The sequence below is a fragment of the Paraburkholderia sp. JPY465 genome, from assembly GCF_050436725.1.
Lineage (GTDB): Bacteria > Pseudomonadota > Gammaproteobacteria > Burkholderiales > Burkholderiaceae > Paraburkholderia > Paraburkholderia youngii.
Map to the genome: position 1 here is coordinate 3,548,879 of NZ_JBNDMT010000003.1, position 25,759 is coordinate 3,574,637.

General features: G+C 64.7%; 25 protein-coding genes and 1 pseudogene. 6 read left to right on the forward strand and 20 right to left on the reverse strand.

Annotated elements, in window-relative coordinates; genetic code table 11:
• Nucleotides 1-29: 29 nt before the first annotated feature.
• The 7 genes from QFZ94_RS31010 to argB form a co-directional block, all read right to left on the reverse strand.
• Nucleotides 30-1,259, reverse strand: coding sequence for a M48 family metallopeptidase (locus tag QFZ94_RS31010; protein ID WP_429461587.1), 1,230 nt, complete (start codon nt 1,257-1,259; stop codon nt 30-32).
• On the reverse strand, nt 1,256-2,650 hold the full coding sequence (locus tag QFZ94_RS31015; protein WP_429461589.1) for an AmpG family muropeptide MFS transporter: 1,395 nt from the start codon (nt 2,648-2,650) through the stop codon (nt 1,256-1,258). The genes QFZ94_RS31010 and QFZ94_RS31015 overlap by 4 nt, the downstream gene beginning before the upstream one ends.
• A gap of 14 nt (nt 2,651-2,664) precedes the next feature.
• On the reverse strand, nt 2,665-3,273 hold the full coding sequence (gene metW / locus QFZ94_RS31020; protein ID WP_368583230.1) for a methionine biosynthesis protein MetW: 609 nt from the start codon (nt 3,271-3,273) through the stop codon (nt 2,665-2,667).
• Complete coding sequence (gene metX / locus QFZ94_RS31025) at nt 3,270-4,415, reverse strand: homoserine O-succinyltransferase MetX (protein ID WP_368583231.1); 1,146 nt, start codon at nt 4,413-4,415, stop codon at nt 3,270-3,272. Before metX ends, metW begins: the two co-directional genes overlap by 4 nt.
• Nucleotides 4,416-4,736: 321 nt before the next feature.
• Nucleotides 4,737-5,447: a nucleoid occlusion factor SlmA gene (gene slmA / locus QFZ94_RS31030; RefSeq protein ID WP_429461592.1), complete on the reverse strand. Its 711-nt coding sequence runs from the start codon at nt 5,445-5,447 to the stop codon at nt 4,737-4,739.
• Between the two features lie 41 nt (nt 5,448-5,488).
• On the reverse strand, nt 5,489-6,256 hold the full coding sequence (locus QFZ94_RS31035) for a pyrimidine 5'-nucleotidase (RefSeq protein WP_368583233.1): 768 nt from the start codon (nt 6,254-6,256) through the stop codon (nt 5,489-5,491).
• A gap of 163 nt (nt 6,257-6,419) precedes the next feature.
• Nucleotides 6,420-7,319 (reverse strand): acetylglutamate kinase, encoded by a 900-nt coding sequence (gene argB, locus QFZ94_RS31040; protein ID WP_013088074.1) that lies wholly within the window; start codon nt 7,317-7,319, stop codon nt 6,420-6,422.
• Nucleotides 7,320-7,584: 265 nt separating this feature from the next.
• Between argB and QFZ94_RS31045 the strand changes: the two genes are divergently transcribed.
• Nucleotides 7,585-7,812 (forward strand): cysteine-rich CWC family protein, encoded by a 228-nt coding sequence (locus tag QFZ94_RS31045; protein ID WP_368583354.1) that lies wholly within the window; start codon nt 7,585-7,587, stop codon nt 7,810-7,812.
• Nucleotides 7,813-7,846: 34 nt separating this feature from the next.
• Here QFZ94_RS31045 and QFZ94_RS31050 read toward each other — a convergent pair.
• A pseudogene (locus QFZ94_RS31050) lies at nt 7,847-8,793 on the reverse strand (tetratricopeptide repeat protein).
• Nucleotides 8,794-8,919: 126 nt separating this feature from the next.
• Between QFZ94_RS31050 and QFZ94_RS31055 the strand changes: the two are divergent.
• Complete coding sequence (locus QFZ94_RS31055; protein WP_429461594.1) at nt 8,920-10,230, forward strand: ATP-binding protein; 1,311 nt, start codon at nt 8,920-8,922, stop codon at nt 10,228-10,230.
• Entirely contained in the window at nt 10,227-10,769 is a 543-nt protein-coding gene (locus tag QFZ94_RS31060) for a response regulator transcription factor (RefSeq protein ID WP_013088076.1), read from the forward strand. Before QFZ94_RS31055 ends, QFZ94_RS31060 begins: the two co-directional genes overlap by 4 nt.
• 99 nt (nt 10,770-10,868) lie before the next feature.
• Here QFZ94_RS31060 and hslU read toward each other — a convergent pair whose 3' ends face one another.
• From hslU to QFZ94_RS31105, 9 genes are all read right to left on the reverse strand, one after another.
• Nucleotides 10,869-12,215 (reverse strand): ATP-dependent protease ATPase subunit HslU, encoded by a 1,347-nt coding sequence (gene hslU, locus QFZ94_RS31065; RefSeq protein ID WP_368583235.1) that lies wholly within the window; start codon nt 12,213-12,215, stop codon nt 10,869-10,871.
• A 10-nt stretch (nt 12,216-12,225) separates the two neighbouring features.
• On the reverse strand, nt 12,226-12,762 hold the full coding sequence (hslV, locus tag QFZ94_RS31070) for an ATP-dependent protease subunit HslV (RefSeq protein ID WP_429461596.1): 537 nt from the start codon (nt 12,760-12,762) through the stop codon (nt 12,226-12,228).
• Nucleotides 12,763-13,101: 339 nt separating this feature from the next.
• The gene (gene dksA, locus QFZ94_RS31075; RefSeq protein WP_429461598.1) at nt 13,102-13,521 is read right to left on the reverse strand and encodes an RNA polymerase-binding protein DksA; all 420 of its coding nucleotides are present in this window, start codon (nt 13,519-13,521) and stop codon (nt 13,102-13,104) included.
• Between the two features lie 684 nt (nt 13,522-14,205).
• Nucleotides 14,206-15,306, reverse strand: coding sequence for a CobW family GTP-binding protein (locus tag QFZ94_RS31080; protein WP_368583236.1), 1,101 nt, complete (start codon nt 15,304-15,306; stop codon nt 14,206-14,208).
• A 233-nt stretch (nt 15,307-15,539) separates the two neighbouring features.
• Nucleotides 15,540-16,742 carry a class I SAM-dependent rRNA methyltransferase gene (locus QFZ94_RS31085; RefSeq protein ID WP_410850711.1) on the reverse strand — a complete coding sequence of 401 codons (1,203 nt, stop codon included), beginning with the start codon at nt 16,740-16,742 and terminating at the stop codon, nt 15,540-15,542.
• A gap of 63 nt (nt 16,743-16,805) precedes the next feature.
• Nucleotides 16,806-17,729: a tyrosine recombinase XerC gene (gene xerC, locus QFZ94_RS31090; protein WP_410850712.1), complete on the reverse strand. Its 924-nt coding sequence runs from the start codon at nt 17,727-17,729 to the stop codon at nt 16,806-16,808.
• Nucleotides 17,730-17,757: 28 nt separating this feature from the next.
• The gene (locus QFZ94_RS31095; RefSeq protein WP_429461601.1) at nt 17,758-18,516 is read right to left on the reverse strand and encodes a DUF484 family protein; all 759 of its coding nucleotides are present in this window, start codon (nt 18,514-18,516) and stop codon (nt 17,758-17,760) included.
• Nucleotides 18,517-18,573: 57 nt separating this feature from the next.
• Complete coding sequence (gene dapF, locus QFZ94_RS31100) at nt 18,574-19,509, reverse strand: diaminopimelate epimerase (RefSeq protein ID WP_429461603.1); 936 nt, start codon at nt 19,507-19,509, stop codon at nt 18,574-18,576.
• 228 nt (nt 19,510-19,737) lie between these two features.
• Nucleotides 19,738-20,622, reverse strand: coding sequence for a lipid A biosynthesis lauroyl acyltransferase (locus QFZ94_RS31105; RefSeq protein WP_429461604.1), 885 nt, complete (start codon nt 20,620-20,622; stop codon nt 19,738-19,740).
• 282 nt (nt 20,623-20,904) lie between these two features.
• Between QFZ94_RS31105 and metK the strand changes: the two genes are divergently transcribed.
• Entirely contained in the window at nt 20,905-22,092 is a 1,188-nt protein-coding gene (gene metK / locus QFZ94_RS31110; protein WP_429461606.1) for a methionine adenosyltransferase, read from the forward strand.
• A 152-nt stretch (nt 22,093-22,244) separates the two neighbouring features.
• Here metK and QFZ94_RS31115 read toward each other — a convergent pair whose 3' ends face one another.
• Nucleotides 22,245-22,607, reverse strand: coding sequence for a hypothetical protein (locus QFZ94_RS31115; RefSeq protein WP_368583243.1), 363 nt, complete (start codon nt 22,605-22,607; stop codon nt 22,245-22,247).
• Between the two features lie 515 nt (nt 22,608-23,122).
• On the opposite strand from QFZ94_RS31115, the gene QFZ94_RS31120 reads away from it, so the two are divergent.
• A complete protein-coding gene (locus QFZ94_RS31120) occupies nt 23,123-23,884 on the forward strand; it encodes a phytanoyl-CoA dioxygenase family protein (RefSeq protein ID WP_429461608.1) in 762 nt (253 codons plus the stop codon).
• 30 nt (nt 23,885-23,914) lie between these two features.
• Here the strand turns inward: QFZ94_RS31120 and QFZ94_RS31125 are convergent, their stop codons facing one another.
• Nucleotides 23,915-24,121, reverse strand: coding sequence for a DUF3185 family protein (locus QFZ94_RS31125; RefSeq protein ID WP_152851698.1), 207 nt, complete (start codon nt 24,119-24,121; stop codon nt 23,915-23,917).
• A 226-nt stretch (nt 24,122-24,347) separates the two neighbouring features.
• Here QFZ94_RS31125 and mgrA point away from each other — a divergent pair, with 226 nt between their 5' ends.
• The gene (mgrA, locus tag QFZ94_RS31130; RefSeq protein ID WP_429461610.1) at nt 24,348-25,391 is read left to right on the forward strand and encodes an L-glyceraldehyde 3-phosphate reductase; all 1,044 of its coding nucleotides are present in this window, start codon (nt 24,348-24,350) and stop codon (nt 25,389-25,391) included.
• 102 nt (nt 25,392-25,493) lie between these two features.
• Here mgrA and QFZ94_RS31135 read toward each other — a convergent pair whose 3' ends face one another.
• A complete protein-coding gene (locus QFZ94_RS31135; protein WP_008923386.1) occupies nt 25,494-25,676 on the reverse strand; it encodes a hypothetical protein in 183 nt (60 codons plus the stop codon).
• Nucleotides 25,677-25,759: the final 83 nt, after the last annotated feature.

Here is a 25,759-nt window from a genome sequence, read left to right on the forward strand (position 1 = left end):
GACTGCCAGCAGCCGGTAGAAACGGCGTCTCAGTCGCGCGCCGTCTTGCGCGCCGGACGGCCGATGCCCGCGTAATCGGGCAACTCGTCGACGTTCTTGCCGATTGCTTTCGCGTACAGCGACAGCATGTCCGGCAGCCGCTTGATGATGTCGTCGCGGCGCGCCGGTGTAAACGGGTGCACGTAGATGAAGCCCTGCTCGCGATTGCCGCGCGTCGCTTGCGCGAGCTTGTCCCACAGCGTGACCGCCGCGCGCGGATCGAAGCCGGCGCGCGACGCGATATCGCTGCCGATCACGTCGGCTTCGGTTTCGTCGGTGCTCTCGTACTTCATTTCCAGCAGACGCGAACCGATGCCGAGCGGCGCCATGCCCAGGTCGGCGAGACCGAACAGTTGCGGGATCGTGCCGGACGAATCGAGCTGGCTCGCCTGCAACTGACCGAGCCGCATGCGCGCGTGCTCGCGCAACGCGTGCGCGATCTCGTGGCCGATCAGCATGCCGACCTCGTTGTCGTTCAGGCGCACGCGATCGAGTATCCCGCTATAGACGACGATCTTGCCGCCCGGCAGGCAGTACATGCGGATGTCGTTCGAGCGCACCACCGCGACTTCCCACTTCCAGCCCTTGGCTCGCTCGTTCCATTTCAGCGAGTACGGAATCATCCGGTCGATGATCGAGCGCACGCGCGTCACGCGCGCGTCCGTGTCGCCGTACAGGCGGTTCGCGTGGCTGGCGCCGTAGACTATCTGGTTGAACTCCTCGGCGGCCTGCGCCTCGAGCATCGACGACGGGATCAGGTTGCGGAACACCATGTAGCCGCCGTAGCGAAGCTGCGGGCTCACGTAGTAGGGCGGCGGGACGGCCGGGGGGGCCGACGCGCCGGCGCTCGGAGCGCTGCCGCTAGCGCCGGACGCGCCCGCGGCACCGGCGTTGGCGCCGGTGCTGTTATTCGCGCCAGGATTGGCGCCGCCGGTGCCGCTGTTGCCGGCCGCAGCCGAGGTTGCGTTTTCTGCGCTGGCGCCGCTTGGCGCGGACTTGGCCGCAGGCGTCGGGGCCGGGTTGGCTGTTGCACCGCTCGTGGTCGCGGCGGCGGCAGCCGGCGCAGGCGCTTGCGCGCCGCTCACCGGGCTGGCGCCAGTCGCTGGGGCGCCGGTCGCATAGGCGCCCATCGGCATCGCCAGCGCGACGCTCGCGCAGCCGAGCACACGTACCGCGCGGAATGAGGCGCGGCGCGCGCGAGCCGGAAACGGTACCTTCACGACCGCTCCCTCCACGGCGCGATGCGCACCAGCAGCAGCATGCCTGGCACCGCGAGCGCGGTACAGAGGATGAAGTAGTCGAACCAGCCGATCCGCGCGACCACGAAGCCGCTCGCCGCCGACGCGAGCGTGCGCGGCACCGACGCGAGGCTCGTGAACAGCGCGAACTGCGTCGCGGTATAGCGCGGATCGGTGGTGCTCGCGATGTAAGCGGTGAACGCGGCCATCGTCAGACCGGTGGCGAAGGTCTCGAAGCCGTAGACGAGCGCGAGCGCGACCGAGCGCGGATCGAGCTGCACGCTCCAGTCGATGCCGATCAACGACAGCAGCTTCGTTGTCCCCTGGCTCAGCGCGACGGCGATGTTGTAAATCGCGGCAAGTCCGGGCGAATCGGGACCGAGATGCGCGAGCCACGCGAAGCCGAGCGTCGACACCATCTGCAGCAAACCGAAGATCCACAACCCACGGCCGATGCCGATCCTCATCAGCCAGATGCCGCCGACGATGCCGCCCGCGAGACTCGCGCCGAATGCCGTGGTCTTCGCGATCACGCCGATCTGCGTGCGCGAAAAGCCGATGTCGAGGAAAAACGACGTGGACAGCGTGGTCGCCATCGTATCGCCGAGCTTGTAGAGAAAGATGAAGCCGAGTACGAAGAGTGCACCGCGCCAGCCGTCGCGCTGAATGAATTCCCTGAACGGCTCGACGATCGCCTCGCGCAGATTCTTCGGCGGCTGGCCGTGCACCTCGGGCTCGCGCACGACCAGAGTCATCAGAACGCCAGGCAGCATGAACGCGGCCGTCACGATGAACACGGTGCTCCACGGCAGATGATCGGACAAAATCAGCGCGAGCGAACCGGGCACGAGCGCCGCGATCTTGTACGCGTTCACATGCACCGCGTTGCCGAGGCCCTGCTGCGTGTCGCTGAGCAATTCACGCCGGTACGCGTCGATCACGATGTCGGAGCTCGCGCCGAAGAACGCGACCAGCGCGGTCAGCGCGGCGACGCTCCAGATCGCTTCGCGCGGCGACACGAAACCGAGCGTCGCCATCGCGCCGGCCACGAGCAATTGTGTGAGGAGCATCCAGCCGCGCCGTCTGCCGGGCCGCCAGCCGGGCACGCGCGGCACGTAGCGGTCCATCAGCGGCGCCCACACGAATTTCCAGGTGTACGGAAACTGGATCAGCGCGAACAGGCCGATTTCCTTCAGATTGACGCCTTCCGAGCGCAGCCACGCCTGCACGAGGTAGACGAGCGTAAACAGCGGCAATCCCGACGTAAAGCCGAGAAAGACGCAAATCAGCATGCGCGTATTCAAAAACGCGCGCCAGCCGGGGTGTTCTTCGTGAGCGGTAAGTGCGGGCGCCTCGTGCGGCGGGTTCGACATGTGGATAACTGAGGTTAGCTTTTCTTGACGCGATAGACCGCAAGACTACCACGCCAGTTCACGCCCCACCGCACCACCTGTCCGTCGTGCAGCACGACACGATCGAGAATTTCGATGCCGACTTCGGGCGCGAGCGCTTCGAAGTCCTTGATCGTCAGCACGCGCACGTTCGGCGTGTTGTGCCATTGATAAGGCAGCGACTTCGACACCGGCATGCGCCCCTGGAGCACCGACAGCCGATGCGCCCAGTAGCCGAAATTCGGAAACGACACAATGCATTGCTTGCCGACCCGCACCGTCTCGCGCAGGATCGCCGCGGTCTGATGAATGGTCTGCAGCGTCTGCGACAGCACCGCGAAATCGAAGCTGCCGTCTTCGAACAGGCGCAGGCCGTCTTCGAGATTCTGCTGGATCACGTTGACGCCGTTCTGCGTCGCGGCGAGCACGCCGGCGTCGTTGATCTCGATGCCGTAACCCTGCACCTCCAGTTCCTCGTTCAGCAGCGACAGCAGCGAGCCGTCGCCGCAGCCGAGATCGAGCACTGTTGAATGCGGTTCGACCCAGCGGGCGATCGCGCGGAAGTCCGGGCGCGATGCCAGGTAATCAAGTGCTCGCTGGTTCATGCGTTGACCTCGTTTGCAATGCGTTCGTAGTAGGCGCGCAGCAGGTTGTGATAGCGTGCGTCGTCGAGCAGGAAGGCGTCGTGGCCATGCGGCGCGTCGATCTCCGCGTAGGTGACCGTGCGCTTGTGGTCGAGCAGCGCCTTCACCAGTTCACGCGAGCGAGCCGGCGCGAAACGCCAGTCGGTCGAGAAGCTCGCGATCAGATACTTCGCGGTGGTGTGCGCGAGCGCGGCGGTCAGATCGCCGTCGAAGGCCTTGGCGGGATCGAAGTAGTCGAGCGCGCGCGTGATCAGCAGGTAGGTGTTGGCGTCGAAGTAGTCGGCGAATTTGTCGCCCTGATAGCGCAGATACGATTCCACTTCGAACTCGACGTCGAAGCTGAAGTTGTAGTCATCGAGCGCGCCTTCCGCGCGACGCAGCGAGCGGCCGAATTTCTCGGCCATGTCGTCGTCCGACAGATAAGTGATGTGGCCGATCATCCGCGCGACGCGCAGGCCGCGCTTCGGCTTCACGCCGTGCGCGTAGTAGTTGCCGCCGTGGAAGTCGGGGTCCGACAGGATCGCCGAGCGCGCGACCTCGTTGAACGCGATGTTCTGCGCGGACAGCTTCGGCGTCGATGCGATCACGATGCAATGCGCGATCCGCTCGGGGTACATCATGCTCCATGCGAGCGCCTGCATGCCGCCGAGGCTGCCGCCCATCACGGCGGCGAAGCGCGTGATGCCGAACGCGTCGGCGACGCGCGCCTGCGCGTTGACCCAGTCTTCGACGGTGACGACCGGAAACGTCGCGCCATACGGCTTACCGGTGGCGGGGTCGATGCTCATCGGCCCGGTCGAGCCGAAGCACGAGCCGAGGTTGTTCACGCCGATCACGAAGAATTTGTCGGTATCGAGCGGCTTGCCGGGGCCCACCATGTTGTCCCACCAGCCGATGTCCTTCGGATTGTCGGCGTACACGCCCGCCACGTGATGCGATGCGTTTAGCGCGTGACACACGAGCACCGCATTGCTGCGCGCGGCATTGAGCGTGCCGTAGGTCTCGACCATCAGGTCGTAGCCCGCGAGCGAGCTGCCGTTGCGCAAGCGCAGCGGCTCGGTGAAATGCATTTTTTGGGGAGCGACGATGCCGATGGAGTCCATTCATTCCGCCATTGAGTCAACAGGGCGGCTAAACGGCGTCGGCGAAGCACGGAGAGAAGGGCGGTGTGCGCAGCTGACGACCTCTTTAGCCGCATTTATAGTGAACCGCGGGCCTGAGGCCCAAGGTTCGCGCGCCCGCAATCGAGTCAGCAAATCGGCGCGTGAAAGGGTGTGAAACCGGGTGCAACGTGTTCGTGATGCCTTGGCGCGGTCTGTTGTTCATCGTGGGACCGCGGCGGCGTCAGGCGCAAAGTATAGCGGAAAATTCCACGCGGCAGCGGCGCGGACGGCGCCGCGCGAAGGAGGGCGAGTCCTCGCGGACTACTGAAGAATCAGCAGCAGTTGCTCGTCCGCGTGTTCGGCGGGCGGCCGCGCGAAACCGCTGCGCACATAGCGATGCCAGCGGCCGATCACGTAGCTCACCAGCAGGCTCGCGCGAATCGCGGGATCGTAGCCGGCGGGCAGTGCGGCGCATGGCGGCGCGGTCTGCGGGTCGGTATGGCCTGTGGCGTGGTTATCAGCACGGGCAAGCGCTTCGGTTTGCGCGAGCCGCAAGCACTGCTTCAGCGATGCCTCGACCCGTTCGAGCATCTGGTTCACGCGCTCGGTCAGCCGTTCGTGCTCGCCGACCAGCGCCTCGCAGGTCAGCACGCGCGTCATGCCGGGATTTTTCGCGGGGAAGTTGAGCAGCATCAGCGCGATCGAGCGCGCCTGCAGCACGCCGTTGCTTTCGTGACCGGTGATCTGGTTGATGAGCCCGAAGAGCGTCTGCTCGATGAACTCGATCAGCCCTTCGAACATCTGCGCCTTGCTGGCGAAATGGCGATACAGCGCGGCTTCCGACACACCGAGCCGGGCGGCGAGCGCGGCGGTGGTGACCTTTTCGCTCTTCGGCGCCTCGAGCATGCTGGCGAGCGTTTGCAGGATGTGCACGCGGCGCTCGCCCGGCTTCGGACGCGTTGCGCGTGTCGCGGCGGGCGCCGCGGGGGAGGCTGCGGCTGAGGCTTCGTCAGGCTTGTCGATCGGCTGCATGGCTGTCGTCCCCCGGCTGATGTCGTTGGCGGCTTTCGTCCCTACTGTCCAGGCTTGCGTCCCTTCCATCGAACCGAGCGCGTGCCCAGTCGTAGCGATTTTAGCGAACGAATGCTGCGGTCGACATAATGCGGCCGGCCGGTGCCCGGCAGGCGCGTCGGTACGCCGGCCGCGTGCGGCTTGCGCGGCAGGTGCCCGGTGATCCACACGGTGCGGATGCCGAGCCGCCGATAATTTTTCAGGTGCGAACGCGTGTCCTCGACGAGGATCGCGTCTTTCAGCGACACGTGCGCGTCGCGCATCGCGCGGCGCAGCATCGCGTGATCGGGCTTCGCGCGCCATTGGCGGCGATCGCGCATGTGCTCGATCGCGATCACCCGCTCGAACAGCCGCTCGATGCGCAGCTCGGCGAGCACGGCGCGCGCGTAGGTTTCGGGCGCATTGGTCAGCACGATCTTGCGGCCCGGCAGCGCCGCGACCAGCCGCGCGACGCCGCGCTCGTGGCGGATCATCGAACCGAGGTCAGGGAACGTGTGCACGACCTTCAGGAAGTCGTGCGCGTCGAGCGGATGGTGGCGCGTGAGCCCGAGCAGTGCCGCGCCGTAGCGCAGCGTGTAGCCGGTGCGCAGACGGTTGGCTTCGTCGATGTCGACTTGCAGCGCGTCGATGATGTACTGGGTCATGCCGCGATTGATCGCGGGAAAAATGGCATGCGACGCACGATGCAGCGTGTTGTCGAGGTCGAACAGCCAGACTGGCTTGCCGCTCGCGATGTCAGGACGGCGGCGCCGCGAAGTGGGGGTGCGCATGGTGGAGGGTCTTCAGCCGCTGACGGGCGTTTCATGCTGCGGATGCGGATGCGGGGAGTGTGCCGCAGCGACGCTCGGCGGCGCGCATAGGCTGCCAGCCGCGAGGTGGGGCACAGGGGCGCGCCACAGTGACGCAACCCCTGTGCCGGGGATGCAGCAACGCTCAATGCGAGCGGATCATCGTGCCGAACGGCTGTTCGGTCAGAATTTCGAGCAGCACCGAGTGCTCGATGCGACCGTCGATGATGTGCACCGAGCGCACGCCGCTCTTCGCCGCATCGAGCGCGGACGAAATTTTCGGCAGCATGCCGCCGGAGATCGTGCCGTCTTCGAACAGGCCGTCGATTTCGCGCGCTGACAGGTCGGTCAGCAGATTGCCTTCCTTGTCCATCACGCCGGGGATGTTGGTCATCATCACGAGCTTTTCGGCGTTCAGCACGACCGCCAGCTTGCCCGCGACGAGGTCCGCGTTGATGTTGTACGACAGACCGTCTTCGCCGAAGCCGATCGGCGAGATCACCGGAATGAACGCGTCGTCCTGCAGTGCCTTCACGACCGCCGGGTTGATCGCTTCGACTTCGCCGACCTGGCCGATGTCGACGTACTGGCCGGGCTTTTCCCGATCCGGCATCAGCATCTTGCGCGCGTGGATCAGGCCGCCATCCTTGCCGGTCAGGCCGACCGCGTGGCCGCCGAAGTGGTTGATCAGCATCACGATGTCCTGCTGCACCTCGCCGCCGAGCACCCACTCGACGACTTCCATCGTCTCTTCGTCGGTGACGCGCATGCCCTGGATGAACGTGCCCTGTTTACCAATTTTCTTAAGCGCCTGGTCGATTTGCGGACCACCGCCGTGCACGATGACCGGGTTGATGCCGACCAGCTTCAGCAGAATCACGTCGCGCGCGAAGCCCTGCTTCAGACGCTCTTCGGTCATGGCGTTGCCGCCGTATTTGATGACCACGGTCTTGCCGTGATACTGGCGGATGTAGGGCAGCGCCTCGGCCAGAATTTCGGCTTTCAGGGTGGGCGCAATCTGCGAGAGGTCGGGAAGCTCGGACATGGCGGCAGGCTCGGGCACGGAACAGTTAAAACAGCGCGAATTGTACAGGACTGGCGCGCTGCAACAGGGTTTTCGGCAGCAGCGCGAGCGACGGGCGGTGCAGGTTTGGCGTACCGCACCATGACGGGTCACGGGACGGGTAAACGGCAAGCGTAACGCACTTGCGTGACGGCCGTGCATTGGCCGAACGGACGGCTGCACCCAGGCGTATCAGTCATGGCATCATGATCTGACCGATGCCCCCGGCCTTTCGCGCCCATCCGCTATGAAACCGTCTTCTACCCGTTCCGGGCGCAGCGCGCGCTGTCCGCGCTGCGGCAATGCCTTCGACTGCGGCATGCAGGGCGAGACAACATCTCCGTGCTGGTGCCGTGCTCTGCCGCCGCTGCCGGCGGAGCGGCTGAAGCCGGGCGGCCCGTGCTTGTGCCCGGAATGTCTCGCCGCTGAGATCGCCCAGGCGACACGCGAGGCAAGTGGCGTTGAACCCCCGTAAACGCTGCTTTTGCCAACAGCCGATCCGCACCCGGCTACGCGCCGCGATGCTGCGCCGCCAGCGCTCGCAGATCGCGCGCCACTGCTTCCAGCGCCGGCTCCCATTCGCCGAACCGCGGCTGCCGATACAACGTGGCGCTCGGATACCACGGGCTGTCGCCGCGCTCCAGCAACCAGACCCAATGCGGATTGACGTCGAGCAGCACCCACGTGCGCTGACCGAGCGCGCCGCTCAGATGCGCGACCGATGTGCATACGGTGATCACGAGGTCGAGCGCGCCGACGAAGGCGGCGGTGTCGTCGAAGGGTTCGAGCGCATCGCCGGGTTCTGCGGGGCGAGCTCGCAGGCCGTCGCGGCGGCCTGTTCGGCGTCGTCCCAGCGTTGCGCTTCACGTAACGTCAGCGCATAGTTGTTGTAAGCCAGCGGACTGCGAGGCGCGTACTGCACGGCCTGCGCGCCGGCTTCGAGCGCGTGCGGCAGGTCCAGACTCTGGCGATACGCGTTGGCGAAGTTGATCCATGCGTTGCCATCGTCGGGGGTATCGCGGATCGCGGCTTCGAGCAGCGCGAGCTGTTCGCTCAGATCGCCGTCGGTAAGCGTCAGCGCGCTCGCGAGATTGTTGCGTAATTGCGGCAGTGCCGGATCGAGCGCCAGCGCGCGACGATACGGAGCGATCGCGTCGGCATGCCGGCCGGCCATCTGCAGCGTGTAGCCGGCGCGGAAGTGCGCGACGGCGCTCCCCGCATCGAGTTTGGCAATAATGGCGGCGAGTTCGATCGCCTCCGCATGGCGCTGCTGCGCGAGCCATGCGGCGATCAGCGCGTCGGGCGAGGCGCCGTCGAGCGGATGCAGCTTGGCCGCGGCGTCGAGGTAACGGGCTTCGTCCGCCGTGGCGCCACTGGCTCGGGCCGCGGCGGCATCGCGCAGTAAAGTCAGGTATGCGGAGGAAGCGTCGGCTTCTCGAATCGCGGTGGGCGGCATGAAGGGATGGCGCGGAACAGTCGTCGATGCAGCGCGGCGGCGTGCAATGCTATTTCGAACACAGTCATGTTACCGGCACTCGGCCGCGTGGTCAGCCATGCGGGTCCGAACGGGTAGACTAGGGTCATGCAACGTATAACCAACACCGGCCGCGTCAATCTCGGTCACCTGTTCTGGCTGCGCAGCCTCGCGATCATCGGTCAGCTGCTGACGATCGCGTTCGTGCAGATCTTCATCGGCGCCAATCTGCCCTTGCCCGCGATGCTGCTCGTGATCGGGCTCGAAGTGCTGTTCAATGCGCTCACATGGTTTCGCGTGTCGCAGCAGCGTCCCGAGTCCAACATCGAGCTGTTCGGGCAGATCTGGGTCGATCTCGGCGCGTTGTCGGCGCTGCTGTTCCTGTCCGGCGGCACCACCAACCCGTTCGTGTCGCTATACCTGCCATCGCTTGCGATCGCGGCCGCCGTGCTGCCGTGGTACCTGATGGCCTGGCTCGCGGCGTTCGCGGTCGCCTGCTACGCGATGCTCAGTTTCGATTCGGTGCCGCTCAATCTCGAGAATCCCGCCAACCTGTTCGACTACTACCGCTCGGGCATGTGGGTCAACTTCATGGTCAGCGTAGGGCTGATCGCGTGGTTCGTCGCGCGCATGTCGCGGGCGCTGCGGCTACGTGACGCAGCGCTTGGGGAAGCGCAGCAGCGCTTGCTCCAGGACGAACGGGCGGTCGCGCTCGGTGTTCAGGCGGCCACCGTGGCACACGAAATCGGCACCCCTCTGTCTACAATCGCGATGTTGTCAGAGGAATTGCGCGACGCGGCGCGCACCGACGCGGGACTCGCGCCCTACCGCGCCGATCTCGAACTGCTCGAGCAGCAGATGACGTTGTGCACGTCGGCACTCGCGCGCTTGCGCAGCCGCGCGACGACCACGACGAACCGTGAGCCGGTCGACGAATGGCTAGAGTCGTTTGCCGAGCAATGGCGCCTGCGCCATCCGCACGTGAAGTTCGAGCGGCTCGGCACGCCGCCCGCCGATGTCAGTCTCAACGACACGGTGGCCGTCAGCCAGATACTGACGATCCTGCTCGACAACGCCGCGCGCGCGAGCCGCGATCACGTGACGCTGTCCTGCACGCTCGCACCACGCGGCGACCAAATAGAGTTCGAAGTATGCGACCACGGTCCTGGCATTCCGGTCGCGCTACGCGGCTCGCTCGGCACGATGCCCGTGGAGAGCACGCAGGGCGGTCACGGCGTCGGCCTGTATCTGGCGTTTTCGGCGGCGGCGCGTCTGAAGGGATCGATTGAACTTACCGACGCCAACGGCGGGCGGCCGCGCGGCACGCGTGCGGTGCTGCGACTGCCGCTCGGCGCGCGCAAGATTTCCGGAGCGAGCCCGCAAGGCGCCGCGCCATCCAACACGGAGAAACAGGCATGAGCGAAAAGAATTTTCTGGTGATCGACGACGACGAAGTGTTCTCCGGCATCCTGGCGCGCGGCTTGACGCGGCGCGGCTACACGGTGAGCGAAGCGCACAACGCGGACGAGGCGATCCGGCTCGCGAATCAGCAGAAGTTCAGCGAGATCACCGTGGACCTGCATCTGGGCAACGACTCCGGCCTGACGCTCGTCGCACCGTTACGCGATCTGCAGCCCGATGCGCGCATGCTGGTGCTGACCGGCTACGCGAGCATCGCCACCGCGGTGCAGGCGGTCAAGGACGGCGCCGACAACTATCTCGCGAAGCCCGCCAACGTCGAGACGATCCTGTCGGCGCTGCAAAGCGAGGCGAGCGCGTTGCAAGCCGAGGAGGCGATCGAGCATCCGCAGCCGCTGTCGGTGGCGCGGCTCGAATGGGAGCATATCCAGCGCGTGCTCGCCGAACACAACGGCAATATCTCGGCGACCGCGCGCGCGTTGAACATGCATCGGCGCACGTTGCAGCGCAAGCTGGCGAAGCGGCCGGTGAGGCAGTAGGCCGCGATCGAACAGCACAAAGCAAAACGGGCTGCCTATCCGATATCCGAAGGCAGCCCGTTTTTCATGCATCAGCGCTCGGCGCTGTGACCGCGCACATCACAGCACGTAGCGCGACAGATCCTCGTCTTGCGCGACTTCGTTCAACGCGCGATCGACATACGCCGCGTCGATTTGCACCGTACGGCCGGAATGATTGCCGGCCGAGAACGACACTTCCTCTAGCAGCTTTTCGATGACGGTATAAAGACGCCGCGCGCCGATGTTCTCGGTCTTCTCGTTGACCGAGTACGCGATCTCGGCAAGACGGCGGATGCCGTCGTCGGCGAATTCGAGGTGCACGTCTTCGGTCGCGAGCAGCGCCTGGTATTGCTTGACGAGGCTCGCATCCGTCGATACGAGGATCGATTCGAAGTCGTTGACCGACAGCGAATCGAGTTCGACGCGAATCGGGAAGCGCCCTTGCAGCTCGGGAATCAGATCGCTCGGCTTCGCGAGATGGAACGCGCCGCTCGCGATGAACAGGATGTGATCGGTTTTCACCATGCCGTACTTGGTGTTGATCGTCGTGCCTTCGACGAGCGGCAGCAGATCGCGCTGCACGCCCTGACGGGACACTTCACCACCGCCCGCTTCGTTGCGCGACGCGATCTTGTCGATTTCGTCGAGAAACACGATGCCGTTCTGCTCGACGTTCTGCACCGCCTTGGACTTCACCTCTTCGTCGTTCAGCATCTTGCCGGCTTCTTCGTCGGTGAGCACCTTCAGCGCTTCCTTGACCTTCATCTTGCGGCGCGTCTTCTTGCCGCCGCCGATGTTGGCGAACATCGAGCGGATCTGCTCGGTCATGTCTTCCATGCCCGGCGGCCCCATGATGTCCATGCCGACCTGTGGCTGCTCGACGTCGAGCTCGATTTCCTTGTCGTCGAGCTGGCCTTCGCGCAGGCGCTTGCGGAACGTCTGACGCGTCGTGCTGCCTTCATCGGCGGTATCGGTCGAACTCGTGCTCGAACCGAAGCCGACCGGCCGTGCGGTCGGCAGCAGGATGTCGAGAATGCGGTCTTCGGCGAGATCGCCGGCCTTGGTCCGCACTTTGCGCATTTCGGTTTCGCGGGTCTGCTTGACCGAAATTTCGATCAGGTCGCGCACGATGCTGTCGACGTCGCGGCCCACGTAACCGACTTCGGTGAACTTGGTCGCTTCGATCTTGATGAACGGCGCGTCCGCGAGCTTCGCGAGACGCCGCGCGATTTCGGTCTTGCCGACGCCGGTCGGTCCGATCATCAGGATGTTCTTCGGGGTGATTTCCTGGCGCAGCGGTTCGTCGACCTGCTGACGGCGCCAGCGGTTGCGCAGCGCGACGGCCACGGCTTTCTTCGCGCGGCCTTGGCCGATGATGTGTTTGTCGAGCTCGGAGACGATCTCGGCGGGGGTCATGGTGCTCATCGATGGGTCCTTACTCGATCGTCTCAATGACGCGGTTATGGTTCGTGTAGATGCACATGTCGCCGGCGATTGCCAGCGATTTCTCCACGATGTCGCGCGGCGACAGCTCGGTGTTGTCGGCAAGCGCCTTCGCGGCCGCCTGCGCGTACGCACCGCCCGAACCGATCGCGCAGATGCCGCCTTCGGGATCGAGCACGTCGCCGTTGCCCGTGATGACGAGCGTGGTGGTCGCGTCCGCGGTGATCAGCATCGCTTCCAGACGACGCAGCATGCGGTCGGTGCGCCAGTCTTTCGCGAGCTCCACGGCCGCGCGCGTCAGATTGCCCTGATGCTTTTCGAGCTTCGCCTCGAAGCGGTCGAGCAGCGAGAAGGCATCCGCCGTGCCGCCAGCGAAGCCGACCAGCACCTTGCCGTTATAGATGCGCCGGACCTTCTTCGCGCCGCCTTTCATGACGATGTTGCCGAGCGTCACCTGGCCGTCACCGCCGAGCGCCACCTTGTTGCCGCGGCGCACGGAAACGATCGTCGTGCCGTGAAATTGCTCCATATGCGTTCCTCTTTGCAAAACGGGTAGGACGCGGCAGCGCTGCGCGCTACCGCATGAATCCAGTCAGCGGACGGCGCGCCGGCTGGCGCGCTCGTGAGCGCATGTCCGATCTATTTTAGGGCGGGCGCGGTCATATCAAGATCCGCCGGAAGGCCTAGGGAGAAAAACTGAAAATCCGCTCAGGAAGCCTGAGAAATGAGGCGGGAAGGCGTGGTGGGACAGGAGGGATGGCGGAGCTCGCGCGGATGTCGCGCAAAAAGAAAAGGCGCACGGTTCACCGTGCGCCTCTCGACGAAGCAGCGTTTTCAGGGCGCCAGGCCGGAGCCGCGCCTCAGCTCATCAGTCGCCGAACAGCTTCTGGCGCAATTCGCGGCGCTCTTGTGCTTCGAGCGACAGCGTGGCCGTGGGCCGTGCGAGCAGACGCGGAATGCCGATCGGCTCGCCGGTTTCTTCGCACCAGCCGTAGTCGCCCGCCTCGATGCGTGCGATCGATTGCTGCACCTTCTTCAGCAGCTTGCGTTCGCGGTCGCGCGTGCGCAGTTCGAGCGCATGCTCTTCCTCGATCGTGGCGCGATCGACCGGGTCCGGCACGATGACCGTTTCACGCAGGTTCTCGGTCGTCTGGCCGGCATTGCGGAGAATGTCCGCCTGCAACTGTTCGAGCCTGTTCTTGAAGAAGGCGAGCTGATCCTCATTCATGTAATCCTTGTCGCTCATCTTCAGGATTTCGGCTTCGGTCAAGAGTCGTTTCGTCGTCATCTGGCTTACTTCTTCAATGTGAGGCAAAACTCATAGTGCCCGCACTTTCGTATTGCCCGCAAACGCGTCGAGTGAACGCGCAGCGCAGGGGTGGTCACGAACGTTAGGCTGTCGTGACGCCGAAGCGCCTGGCGCCCACACACACCGGGCGTTGCTAGCTACGCCGCTGCGGGGCCGAACTCCTCTGGAAACCGATTCACACATGCTCCTGAGGCATCGCTCGCCGACCAGCGCGTGCCCTTTCAGGCCGTGCCCGCCGGCGTTTTCGGCGTGTCTCCGGACAAGATTTTCCGGCGCCGTTTCAGGCCCGTCGCGGGATACGCGCGACCGGGCAATTCGTTGTCATTCTCCAGTGGGCACGTATTGTAACTGAATCACAATCCGGCACCGCAACTGCCGAATTCTGCCTGCGGCGCAGCGATATCCCGAAAATATAACGCGCACAAAGCCAAAAAGCGATGGTCGTGCACGCTTTAATGCAGCAGGGTTTTCACGTGTTTTTCATATAGCCGGCAATCGCGCGGTTTTGGTGCCACGGCATCGCAGTTTCTGCAGAGGATTCACGCCCGCGCAGTCGACCTCGGGTGTCTCGGCGCAATAGCAGTAGCACGACGCATGCCGCGTTACGCGCGGCATGTCGTGGGACTTCTACGGGGCTTGCCTGTGTGACTGCGCTGCGCCCGCTCAGGCGAGGCAGGCGTCGAGACCGTCGGTGATCAGGTCGCGCGGCAGTTCGATGCCGATGAACACCATCTTGTTGGTCTTCTTTTCGGCCGGTTGCCATTTGGCGGCGAGGTCGCTGCCCATCATTTGATGCACGCCCTGAAACACGACCTTGCGATCGACGCCCTTCATGTACAGCACGCCCTTGTAGCGCAGCAGGTGCTCGCCGTAGATCTGCAGAATGCCGCCGAGGAAGTCTTCGAGCTTGTTCGGATCGAACGGACGATCGCTGCGGTACACGAACGACTTGATCTTGTCGTCGTGATGCGCATGGTGGTGATGCCCATGATCGTGGCCTTCGTGATCGCAGTGGCCATGGTCGTGATCGCAATTCGCGTGATCATGATCATGGTCGCCATGCGTGTGGCCGTGTTCGTCGTGCGCATGCGCGTGGCTGTGCGCGTGTTCGTCTTCGGCGAGGAAGTCCGGGTCGATTTCGAGCTTCGAGTTCAGGTTGAAGCCGCGCAGATCGAAAATTTCCTTGATGTCCGCTTCGCCGAAATTGACGACCCTGATCGCCGCCTTCGGGTTCATGTGCAGCAGACGGTGGCGCAGATCGCCCAGTTGCCGCTCATCGACGAGATCGGCCTTGGTGATGAACAGGCGGTCGGCGAAACCGACCTGGCGCTGCACCACTTCATGCTCGTCGAGCTGACGGTCCGCGTGCTTTGCATCGACCAGCGTGATGATCGCGTCGAGCAGGAAGTCGCTCGCAATCTGATCGTCCATGAAGAAGGTTTGCGCGACCGGGCCCGGATTCGCGAGGCCGGTGGTTTCGATCACGACACGGTCGAAGTCCACTTCGCCCGCCTGCTTCTTCGCGGCCAGATCGTTGAGCACGCGCGACAGGTCGCCGCGAATCGTGCAGCAGATGCAGCCATTGCTCATCTGGATGATCTGCTCGGTCGTGTCCTGCACGAGGATCTCGTTGTCGATGTTCTCTTCGCCGAACTCGTTCTCGATGACGGCGATCTTCATGCCGTGCTTTTCGTTCAGGATGCGCTTGAGCAGGGTGGTTTTACCGCTGCCGAGGAAGCCGGTCAGGATGGTGACTGGAATCATGTGGGTCGCCTGTAAGTCGTGAAACGGTGCGTGATCGAACGCTAGCGCAAGGCTAGCCAGAAGCGTGAGGCCGGCCGCCGCAGCCAGATGGCGCGGCCCTGTCTAGCCGGTTATTGAAACATATTTGCCTGGCGGGCGCAGGGCGGCCGCCTTGCGGCCGGCCGATGGCGGGCTGCGCGGAGGGTGGCCGCTGCCGCCGCCGGCACGCGCAATTGCCCACGAAATATGGGCGATCAGGCGATTTGCAACAGCAGCCCCTTCAGATACTCCCCCTCGGGGAACGCCGTGAGCAGCGGATGATCGACGCCCGCGCCCAGCCGCTTCAGGATGCGAGCGTCGACGCGGGCATCGGCAGCAGCGCCGGACACGATCTTCTGGAACAGTTCGGGATCGATCGCGCCCGAGCACGAGTAGGTGAACAGCAGTCCGCCCGGACGCAGCAGCTTCAGGCCCGTCAGATTGATGTCCTTGTACGCGCGCGACGCGCGATCCACGTGCTCGCGCGATGGCGCGAACTTCGGCGGATCGAGCACGATCAGGTCGAAGCGCTCGCCTTCGTCGTAGAGGCGTCGCAGTGTCTTGAACGCGTCGGCGTCGAGCCAGCTCGCGCGATCGGCGTCGAAGCCGTTGGCCGCGACGTTCTGCTGCGCGAGCGCGAGCGCTTCCCCCGACGAATCGACCGACACCACGCGCTTCGCGCCACCCTTGAGCGCCGCGAGCGAAAAGCCGCCGGTGTAGCAGAAGCAGTTCAGTACGTCGCGATCTTTCGCGAACTGCTGCACGAGCAGTCGGTTATCGCGCTGGTCGACATAGAAGCCGGTCTTGTGGCCGTTGCGCACGTCGACGTGATAGCGCACGCCGTTTTCGCTCGCGATCAGCTGCTCCGAAGGCGGCTCGCCCGCGAGCACGCCGGTGATCTGTTCGAGCCCTTCCTTCTGACGGATCGACACGTCCGAGCGCTCGTAGACGTTCGAGCAGCCGGTCGCGCCGATCAGCGCCGCGACGATCGCGTCCTTCCACGCCTCGACGCCGGCCGCCATGAACTGACAGACGATCTGGCTGCGCTGACCCGCGTCCTCGGCGACGTAGTAATCGACGATCAGGCCCGGCAGACCGTCCGCCTCGCCGAAGATCAGCCGTACGGCGCCGGTGTCGCGCACCATCGCCTGACGATGCGCGAACGCGCGCTGCACGCGGCGCTTGAAGAACGCGTGATCGATCGGCTCGGCTTCGTCGAAGCTCCACACCCGTGCGCGGATCTGCGAGTGCGGGCTGTAGGCGGCGCGCGCGAGAAAGCGGCCATCGTGCGCGCGCACGAGCACGGTCGCGCCGGGCGCGGGGCGACCGTCGACATGTTCGATCGCATTGGCATAAACCCACGGATGGCGGCGCAGCAGCGATTTTTCTTTCGACGGTTTGAGCGTAACGGTATTCATCAGGTGTCGGTGAGGTACTAGCGATGGGGCGGCGCGTGGTGGCGCGCGGCGGCAGTCGCGTGATCAGTTGCGTTTCTTCGCGCGAGGATGCGCGCTGTCGTAGACGTGAGCGAGGTGCTGGAAATCGAGGCCCGTATACACCTGGGTCGCGGTGATGCTCGCGTGTCCTAGCAGCTCCTGCACGGCGCGCAGATCGCCGCTCGACTGCAGCACGTGCGTCGCGAACGAATGACGCAGCACGTGCGGATGCACGTTGGCAGGAATGCCGGCCACGAGCGCCGCGCGCTTTACGCGCTCGCGCACGACGTTCGGCGACAACCGGTTGCCGCGCGCCGACAGGAAGAGCGGATGCGGATCGTGGCGGACCATCCGTTCGCGCACCGCGAGCCATGCGTTCAGCGCCGCGATGGCCTTGCTGCCCACCGGCACGACGCGGCGCCGGTTGCCTTTGCCGAGTACTTCGACTTCGGCGGAATCGAGCTTCAGCCAGCCGGCCGAGCGATAGCCGTCGACGTCGGCGAAACGCACGTCGAGGCCGACCAGTTCGGCGAGGCGCAGGCCCGACGAGTAGAACAGTTCGAGCATCGCGTGATCGCGCAGGCCTTCGGGGGACTCGGCGGGCGGGTTGTCCATCAGGCGTGCGGTGTCGTCGACGGAAAGCGCCTTCGGCAGCATTTTTGCCTGCTTCGGCGCGCGCACCGCGGCGACCGGATTGGCCGGCAGCTCGACATGGCCCGCGAGCCAGCGATAAAACGCGCGCCACGCCGACAGCCGATGGCCGATCGAGCGCGCGGTGAGGCCGCCCGCATGCGCGCGCGCGACGGCGCCGCGGATGTCGACGGCGGTGAGGCTTTCCAGCGGTCGGCCTTTGGCGAGTTGCTTCAGTTCCGCGAGCTCATGCGTATAACCGCGCAGCGTATGCTCCGACAGCCGCCGCTCGTGCTCGAGATGCGACAGGTAGGCGGCGATCGGGTCGGCGGCGGTCACGGTGGGCGGTGATGTTGTATGGCGCGGCTCAGCGCGGCAGCAGCCGGCTCAGCGCGGCACTCGCGAGCGCGCCGATCTGCGTGAGGAAATCGGTGGCCATGCCTTCGTGGAAGCGGCGCGGGTCGGATGAGCCCATCACGAGCAGGCCGAACGTCGGCGCGTCTTCGGCGCCTTCGGGGTCGCGCAGCGAGAGCAGCGCGATCGATTCGGTGTTCTGCGCCGTTTCGCTCGATGCGGCGTTGGGGTCGTCGGTCGCGCTCATTGCCACGTTCGTCGCCGGGGTGGCCGCTCCGTTGGCAGCGCTCGCCGCTTGCGGGAGCCATTGCGCGGCCTCGAAGCCGGTGTTCGCGCCGCAGTACGGCGTGCTCAGGCTGCCCGCGAAAATCCGCACCTCCTCGCTGACGTGGCGCGCGAAGTCGGCTTGCGCATACGGCTCGGCGACGTCCCACACGCGCAGTGCCGCTTGCGGCACGTCGAAGATATCGCGCAGGCCGCCGGCGATCGTGCGCGGCAGCGCGTACGGATCGCGCTCGGCCATCACCCGGATGGTCCAGCGGTTGAACTTCGCCGCGATGCTGTCGTTCTCGTGACCGTAGCGCAGCAGTTCGGCCAGACGCCGCTCGAGATGCTTGTTCTTGTCGCGCAGCATTTCCATCTGCCGCTCCTGCAGCGACACCGCGGCTTTGCCGTGCGGGTTCGCGAGCCGGATGGTCGCGAGCGTTTCCGCGTGTTCGACGAAGAATTCGGGATTGGCGAGCAGGTATTCGGCGACTTCGCGATCGTTCATGGTTTCGGCTAGAGGACTACGGGAGGGCCGCCTCACGGCGGCGCGTCGGTCAATGAGTTAGACGGAGGGCGCCACGGCGGCCGGGCTGGACGGGTTGTGCTGCGGCGAGTCCGGCGACGCGCTCGCCGCCTCTTCTGCCAACTCGATCTCCCCTTCGAAGACGGTGGCCGCGGGGCCGGCCATCAGCAGCGGCGCGCCTGGTTGCGCAATGTCCCACGTGATCGTCAGATCGCCGCCGTGCGTGTGCACGAGCACCGGCGAATCCAGCAGCCCGCGCCGGATACCGGCCGCGACCGCCGCGCACGCGCCGGTGCCGCACGCGAGCGTTTCGCCCGCGCCGCGTTCGTAGACGCGCAGCCTGATCTCGTTGCGGTCGACGATCTGCATGAAGCCCGCATTGACCCGCTGCGGGAAGCGCGTGTGCCGCTCGATAGCCGGACCTTCGACCAGCACCGGGAACGCCTCGGCATCGTCGACGACCTGCACCGCGTGCGGATTGCCCATCGACACCACCGACATCCAGCGCGTCGTGCCGTTCACGTCGAGCGGCCAGAGCGTGTCCGCGCCTTCGCGGCGGCCTTGCAGGCCTTTGGTCGCGAACGGCACGAGTTCGGGATCGAACACGGGCGTGCCCATGTCGACGATCACCTCGCCGTTGTCCTGCATCGTCAGCGTGATCGTGCCGTTCTGGACTTGCACGCGCACACTGCGCTGGTCAGTGAGCCCGCGCTCGCGCACGAACTTGACGAAGCAGCGCGCGCCGTTGCCGCAATGTTCGACCTCGCCGCCGTCGCAATTGAAGATGCGATATCTGAAATCGACGCCTTCGACGGTCGGCTTTTCGACCAGCAGCAACTGGTCGGCACCGACGCCGAAATGGCGGTTCGCGAGCGCGCGAACCTGTGCCGTGGTCAGTTCAAGCGGTTGGGTATAGCCGTCGAGTACGACGAAGTCGTTACCCGCGCCGTGCATTTTGGTGAATTTGAGCTTCACGTTTTTCGTGTATCCGTTGCTGCGTAGGGCTTCGCGCGTGCGGGCGGAGCCGAAAATCCGGGCCTTGCCGGCCGTCGGGTGAATCACCCTTTCGAGCCGGGTTGGGCCAATAGCAGATGATACACGTTGGCCCATCGGAAACGGTATGGCGGGCAAGGGCCGAGATGCCGCCTCACGTGCACTGATCGACGTGCTCCGACTGCTGGGAGCCCGGTGCCAGCGCCATCTTCAATACACCCCCGGCACTCCCGGCGGCCGCGTCTTGAACCGCTTGTGCACCCAGTAATATTGCTCGGGCATCAGCGGAATCTGCTCTTCGAGAAATTCGTTCATGCGTCGCGCATCGGCGTCATCATCGCCGGTCGGATAGTTGTCCCAAGGTTTGAAGACCTTGAGCCGGTAGCCCTTGTAGTTCGGCAGCACTTCGCCGATGAACGGCACGACCTGCGCGTGCCCGACCTTCGCGAGACGGCCGACCGCGGTCAGCGTGCAGGTCGGCACGCCGAAGAACGGCACGAACGTCGAATTGCGCGCGCCGTAGTCCATGTCCGCGCCGAGCATCACCGGTTTGCGTTCGCGCAGCCAGCGCAGTACGACGCGCGCGCTGTCCGCGCGGCTCGCCATGTCGGCGCCGAAACGCGCACGCGCCGCTTTCGCGACTCCCTCGAGCTCCTGATTCGACATCGGCTGATACAGCGAGCCGCACCGGCGCTTCAGTGAGTAGTTCAGAAAAATCGAACCCGCCTCGATGCCGACAAAATGAAAGCCTAGAAAGAGCGTCGGCGGCAGGTTCGGGTCGGTCAGGTCGATCGCGCTGTCGAGTTGGATCAGCTTTTCGAGCTTCTTCGCCGAGCCGAACCACTGCACGCTGCGCTCGAGATAGCTGCGGATAGCATGACGGAAGTGCTTCTGCGCGACGTCCTCGCGGTGCTCGTCGCTCCAGTCGGGGAAGCACAGCTTCAGATTCGTATTAACGATGCGCTTGCGACGGCTCGGGATTTGATAGAGCAGCCAGCCGAGCCCATCACCGAGACGGGCGACGAATCCATACGGCAACAACGCAAAGAGTTTAAGCAGCCCGACCGCGAGCTTCGCGCCGTAGCGGCTCAGCATGCAACCTCCGGGCGCGCGGCGCTGATGGGGCCAGAATTTTGGTGGGCGGAAAAATTGGCGTGATACCGCACTCGTGGACACTCTGTGACATTCAAAGGAAGTCGCTATAATAAGGGCTTCGCCGAGTTAATAGACAACTTGCGGGGCGAAGCCGGCGGGTGCGGTCCATGGATTCCATGGGTTGCGTCCATCGGTAAGGTAATCCGCTAAAGCGTCGCCGCTTCAGACTCCCGAAGTCGGCTACGTGGAACGCAACCGTAACCACTAACAGGAGTCTGCAACGTGGCAAACGACTATTTCTTCACTTCCGAATCCGTCTCCGAAGGCCATCCCGACAAAGTCGCGGACCAGATCTCGGACGCGATCCTCGACGCCATCCTCGCTCAGGACAAGTACTCGCGTGTCGCGGCCGAAACGCTGTGCAACACGGGTCTCGTCGTGCTGGCCGGTGAAATCACCACCACCGCGAACGTCGACTACATCCAGATCGCGCGCAACACGATCAAGCGCATCGGCTACGACAACACCGACTACGGCATCGACTACCGCGGCTGCGCGGTGCTCGTCGCCTACGACAAGCAGTCGCCGGACATCGCCCAAGGCGTGGACCGCGCGCACGACAATAACCTCGATCAAGGCGCAGGCGACCAGGGCCTGATGTTCGGTTACGCGTGCGAAGAAACGCCGGAACTGATGCCGCTGCCGATCCACCTGTCGCACCGCCTCGTCGAGCGTCAGGCGAATCTGCGCCGCGACGGCCGTCTGCCCTGGCTGCGTCCGGACGCGAAGTCGCAGGTCACCGTGCGCTACGTCGACGGCAAGCCGCATTCGATCGACACCGTCGTGCTGTCCACCCAGCATGCGCCGGACATCGAGCTCGACACGCTGCGCGAAGCGGTGATCGAAGAAGTGATCAAGCCGACGCTTCCGGCCGAGCTGATCAAGGGTGACATCAAGTACCTCGTGAACCCGACCGGTCGCTTCGTGATCGGCGGTCCGCAAGGCGATTGCGGTCTGACGGGCCGCAAGATCATCGTCGACACGTACGGCGGCGCGGCACCGCACGGCGGCGGCGCGTTCTCGGGCAAGGACCCGTCGAAGGTCGACCGCTCGGCAGCATACGCCGGCCGTTACGTCGCGAAGAACATCGTGGCCGCGGGCCTCGCGTCGCGCTGCCTGATCCAGGTGTCGTACGCGATCGGCGTCGCTCAGCCGACCTCGGTGATGGTCAACACGTTCGGCACCGGCCGCGTGTCGGATGCGACGATCACGGAACTCGTGCGTCAGCATTTCGACCTGCGTCCGAAGGGCATCATCCAGATGCTCGACCTGCTGCGCCCGGTCTACGAGAAGAGCGCGGCGTATGGTCACTTCGGCCGCGAAGAGCCGGAATTCACGTGGGAAGCCACCGACAAGGCGCTCGCACTCGCCGAAACGGCAGGCACCGAGCCGGTCGCGGCGATCGCGTAACTAGCGCGGGTCGATCATTGCCTGAAAGCAAAAAAACCCCGCCGGCGTGAGCCGGGCGGGGTTTTTTCTTTGTCCGTCGATGGCGCGGCGATGTCAGCAGATCAGCGGTCTAGCCACTCAACGCGCAACTGCAACTCACCGGCCCGGCAATCTCACCGGCTCGCAAACGCAAACGCGAACCACCCGCTGCTGCTCGTCGACAGCCGACGCGGTCGGCGGCTCGCAGGCGTGCGCACCTCCGGCGCGCGTTTCGCGACCGCGAGGTGCAACGGTGTCGGCTTGCGCAGCAACGTACGCAGCGACAGGCGGCGCGTGCCGCTCTGCTGGCGCAGCGCCGAGAAGAACGTATGGAACCAGGTGCGAAAGCCGTCGACGGCCTTCGCGTCGCGCCACTGCTCGCCGAGCGCACGGGTGCGCGCGGCATGGTGGCGCAGCGCTCGCATCATATGACGGCGCGCGGGACGCGCCGCTTTCAGCGCGGCGCGGGTAAGACGGGTGCTCAAAAGAGTATGCATGGCTTCACATTTAGGCAATGAACCGCACGTCGGCGCGTGCATCGGATGTGCACGGACAAACAGCACCATATGTGCCAATGACGGGGTTGCGATGAACGGCCTGAAAGCCGGAAATCCGGTGCGCGTCGTGTCGCGGGAGACCGCGACGCGAAACAAGGCGCGCAGCGCTGCGAAGGTACGACGCGGAGAAACCGACGGCACGAGCCTTGACGGGCTGCGCACAATAGAAAACTGCGTAAGCGGCGATCGACATGCGAGCAGGCTACACGGGAATCGTGACGTCAGAAAGTCGGGTTAGTACCCTGCGAGATCGAATTTCCTCTGGATCGAATCGTCGCCGACACCAATCTGGTCTCACTTTTGACGGGCGATTTACGTGCATAGTTGCCCTGCGAATGTGCGATGCGGATGCACTCCACGCCTGAAACCGGTGCATCGGCGCGCCGCGAAACAACGCACCCCGATCGCGCCCGTTTTACAATCGAACATCAGTTAGTCGACAGTAACGGAACGCCATGTCACTCCATTCGAAGAAAGAGCAGATTCAAACGTTGCGGGAGCAGGGTTTTGTCGTCGTGCCAGGACTCGTGTCGCCCGAACGTTGCGGCGAGCTGAAGCGGATCGCACAGCGGCAGCTGCAGGAAGCGGCGGCGCCGATCGAGTTCGAAGCGGATCTGAAGTATCCGGGCGCGCCGTCATCGAAGGATGCGCCGGGCGGACACACGGTGCGGCGCCTGCTCGACGCGTACGGTCGTCACCCGGCGTTCGCGCAATGGGCGACCGCGCCCGAAATCCGTGGCTGGATGGAACTGTATTTTGGTGAGGAGCCGCGACTGTCGCGCGCGCATCACAACTGCATGATGACCAAGCACCCCGCGTACGGCAGCCTGACCGGCTGGCATCGCGACGTGCGCTACTGGTCGTTCGAGCGCGACGACCTGGTGTCGGTGTGGCTCGCGGTCGGCCCGGAAACGATCGATAACGGCGCGCTGTGGTTCGTGCCGCAATCGCACGGCGCCGCCTTCACGTCGGATCGTTTCGACGAAGCGAAATTTTTCCGCACGGATATCGCCGAGAACGAGGCGGCGATCCGCACCGCGGTGTCGCCCGAGTTGAAGACCGGCGACGTGGTGTTCTTCCACTGCAACACGCTGCACTCGGCCGGCAAGAATCTCAGCGATCAGGTGAAGTTCTCGCTGGTGTTCACCTATCACGGCGTAAGCAACGTGCCGCTGCCCGGCACGCGCTCGGCCGCGAAGCCCGAGATCGCGTTCTAGCTATTTTCGTCGTGGGCCTCGTGCGGACGCTCAGCGCTTGCGCCCCGACATCGCGATTCCCGTCAGCCCGGCTAGCGTCGCCACCACGCCCGCGACGATCAGCACGATCGCCTTGTTGCTCGGCGAACCGGTAAAGAAGCGCGACACGTCGCTGCTCACCGAATTGAACGCCTGCCCGCCGAAATACAGCAGCACGATACCGCCGACAATCAGCGCGATCGAAATCGCTTTGGCCATCTGCACCTCCCATCAACTTGAACCGGCCAGAGTGTAGGTGAGCCGCGCGTGCTCGTCCATCCCGCATACTGGTGCCTGCAAGCGCCGCGTCGATTGGCTAACATAGCGGTCTAGCCGCACCACGGCGACATCACAACAATAAATTCCCCGAGCAGCACGCCTCCCGCAACGCGCGAATCCTCACGCCCGGAATTCTCGGGCGATCTCATCGACAAGGACACTAGCAATGGCTTACGAAGCAGCTTCAGAACGCTATTCGGACATGCAATACCGCGTCTGCGGCAAGTCGGGTCTCAAACTGCCGGCGTTGTCGCTCGGCCTGTGGCACAACTTCGGCGACACCACGCCGATCTCGACGCAGCGTGACATCCTGCGCACGGCCTTCGACCTCGGCATCACGCACTTCGATCTGGCGAACAACTATGGCCCGCCGTACGGCAGCGCGGAAACCAACTTCGGCCGCCTTTTCAAGGACGATTTCAAACCGTATCGCGACGAGCTGCTGATTTCGTCGAAGGCCGGTTGGGATATGTGGCCGGGTCCGTACGGCCAGGGCGGCGGCTCGCGCAAGTACGTGCTCGCGAGTCTCGATCAAAGCCTGAAGCGCATGGGCCTCGATTACGTGGACATCTTCTATTCGCATCGCTTCGACGCGCACACGCCGCTCGAGGAAACCGCGAGCGCATTGGCGAGCGCGGTGCAGCAGGGCAAGGCGCTCTACATCGGCATCTCGTCGTACTCGTCGGCGAAGACGCGCGAAATGACGAAGCTGCTCGCCGAATACAAGGTGCCGCTGCTGATCCATCAGCCGTCGTACAACATGCTGAACCGCTGGATCGAACACGACCTGCTCGATACGCTCGACGAAGTCGGCGCGGGCGCGATCGCGTTCACGCCGCTCGCGCAAGGGCTGTTGACTGGCAAGTACCTGAACGGCGTGCCGGCCGATGCGCGCGTCAACAAGCCGGGCGGCGGTTCGCTGAAAGACGAGCATCTGAGCCCGCAGAACATCGAGCACGTGAGGAAGCTCAACGACATCGCGCAGCGCCGTGGTCAGAGCCTCGCGCAGATGGCGCTCGCGTGGGCGTTGCGCGATCAGCGCGTGACGTCGGTACTGATCGGCGCGAGCCGCGCGGAGCAGGTCCGCGAGAACGTCGGCGCGCTGAAGAACCTCGCATTCTCGGCCGACGAGCTCGCCGAGATCGATCGCTATGCGACCGAAGGCGGGATCAACCTGTGGGAAAAGCCGTCGACGGATCAGGCGATCTGATCGCGTGAGGAGCCGTCCGCGCAACTGGCAGACGGAACCAAGGGCAAAACGAAGCCGCACGCTCAGCGTGCGGCCTTTTCGTTGGTACTTCGCGCCGCGCCGCTACACGAGCGCCGGCAGACCCTCGACCAGCGCCACCGCGCACATCACACCGATCAGCGCGCCCAGCACACGCAGCGCGTTGTGTCGCAACTCGGTTTTGCAGGGCAGTGCGCCGACGAATAGCGCACCCGCCAACGCCATCGGAATGACCAGGATGAAATCGCCGATCGTAAAGTACGTCATCTTCGTCTCCTCCCATGCAGGATGATTGCTATGTCGTTCCAGCAGAGGCTGCGGCTTTGAAATCATGCAGTACCAGTGCACTA

Bases quoted from the DNA above. Each gene is read 5' to 3' on its own strand.
- QFZ94_RS31015 (WP_429461589.1), bottom strand. From the start codon at position 2,650: ATGTCGAACCCGCCGCACGAGGCGCCCGCACTTACCGCTCACGAAGAA.
- metW (WP_368583230.1), bottom strand. From the start codon at position 3,273: ATGAACCAGCGAGCACTTGATTACCTGGCATCGCGCCCGGACTTCCGC.
- metX (WP_368583231.1), bottom strand. From the start codon at position 4,415: ATGGACTCCATCGGCATCGTCGCTCCCCAAAAAATGCATTTCACCGAG.
- slmA (WP_429461592.1), bottom strand. From the start codon at position 5,447: ATGCAGCCGATCGACAAGCCTGACGAAGCCTCAGCCGCAGCCTCCCCC.
- QFZ94_RS31035 (WP_368583233.1), bottom strand. From the start codon at position 6,256: ATGCGCACCCCCACTTCGCGGCGCCGCCGTCCTGACATCGCGAGCGGC.
- argB (WP_013088074.1), bottom strand. From the start codon at position 7,319: ATGTCCGAGCTTCCCGACCTCTCGCAGATTGCGCCCACCCTGAAAGCC.
- QFZ94_RS31045 (WP_368583354.1), top strand. From the start codon at position 7,585: ATGAAACCGTCTTCTACCCGTTCCGGGCGCAGCGCGCGCTGTCCGCGC.
- QFZ94_RS31055 (WP_429461594.1), top strand. From the start codon at position 8,920: ATGCAACGTATAACCAACACCGGCCGCGTCAATCTCGGTCACCTGTTC.
- QFZ94_RS31060 (WP_013088076.1), top strand. From the start codon at position 10,227: ATGAGCGAAAAGAATTTTCTGGTGATCGACGACGACGAAGTGTTCTCC.
- hslU (WP_368583235.1), bottom strand. From the start codon at position 12,215: ATGAGCACCATGACCCCCGCCGAGATCGTCTCCGAGCTCGACAAACAC.
- hslV (WP_429461596.1), bottom strand. From the start codon at position 12,762: ATGGAGCAATTTCACGGCACGACGATCGTTTCCGTGCGCCGCGGCAAC.
- dksA (WP_429461598.1), bottom strand. From the start codon at position 13,521: ATGACGACGAAACGACTCTTGACCGAAGCCGAAATCCTGAAGATGAGC.
- QFZ94_RS31080 (WP_368583236.1), bottom strand. From the start codon at position 15,306: ATGATTCCAGTCACCATCCTGACCGGCTTCCTCGGCAGCGGTAAAACC.
- QFZ94_RS31085 (WP_410850711.1), bottom strand. From the start codon at position 16,742: ATGAATACCGTTACGCTCAAACCGTCGAAAGAAAAATCGCTGCTGCGC.
- QFZ94_RS31095 (WP_429461601.1), bottom strand. From the start codon at position 18,516: ATGAACGATCGCGAAGTCGCCGAATACCTGCTCGCCAATCCCGAATTC.
- QFZ94_RS31105 (WP_429461604.1), bottom strand. From the start codon at position 20,622: ATGCTGAGCCGCTACGGCGCGAAGCTCGCGGTCGGGCTGCTTAAACTC.
- QFZ94_RS31115 (WP_368583243.1), bottom strand. From the start codon at position 22,607: ATGCATACTCTTTTGAGCACCCGTCTTACCCGCGCCGCGCTGAAAGCG.
- QFZ94_RS31120 (WP_429461608.1), top strand. From the start codon at position 23,123: ATGTCACTCCATTCGAAGAAAGAGCAGATTCAAACGTTGCGGGAGCAG.
- QFZ94_RS31125 (WP_152851698.1), bottom strand. From the start codon at position 24,121: ATGGCCAAAGCGATTTCGATCGCGCTGATTGTCGGCGGTATCGTGCTG.
- mgrA (WP_429461610.1), top strand. From the start codon at position 24,348: ATGGCTTACGAAGCAGCTTCAGAACGCTATTCGGACATGCAATACCGC.
- QFZ94_RS31135 (WP_008923386.1), bottom strand. From the start codon at position 25,676: ATGACGTACTTTACGATCGGCGATTTCATCCTGGTCATTCCGATGGCG.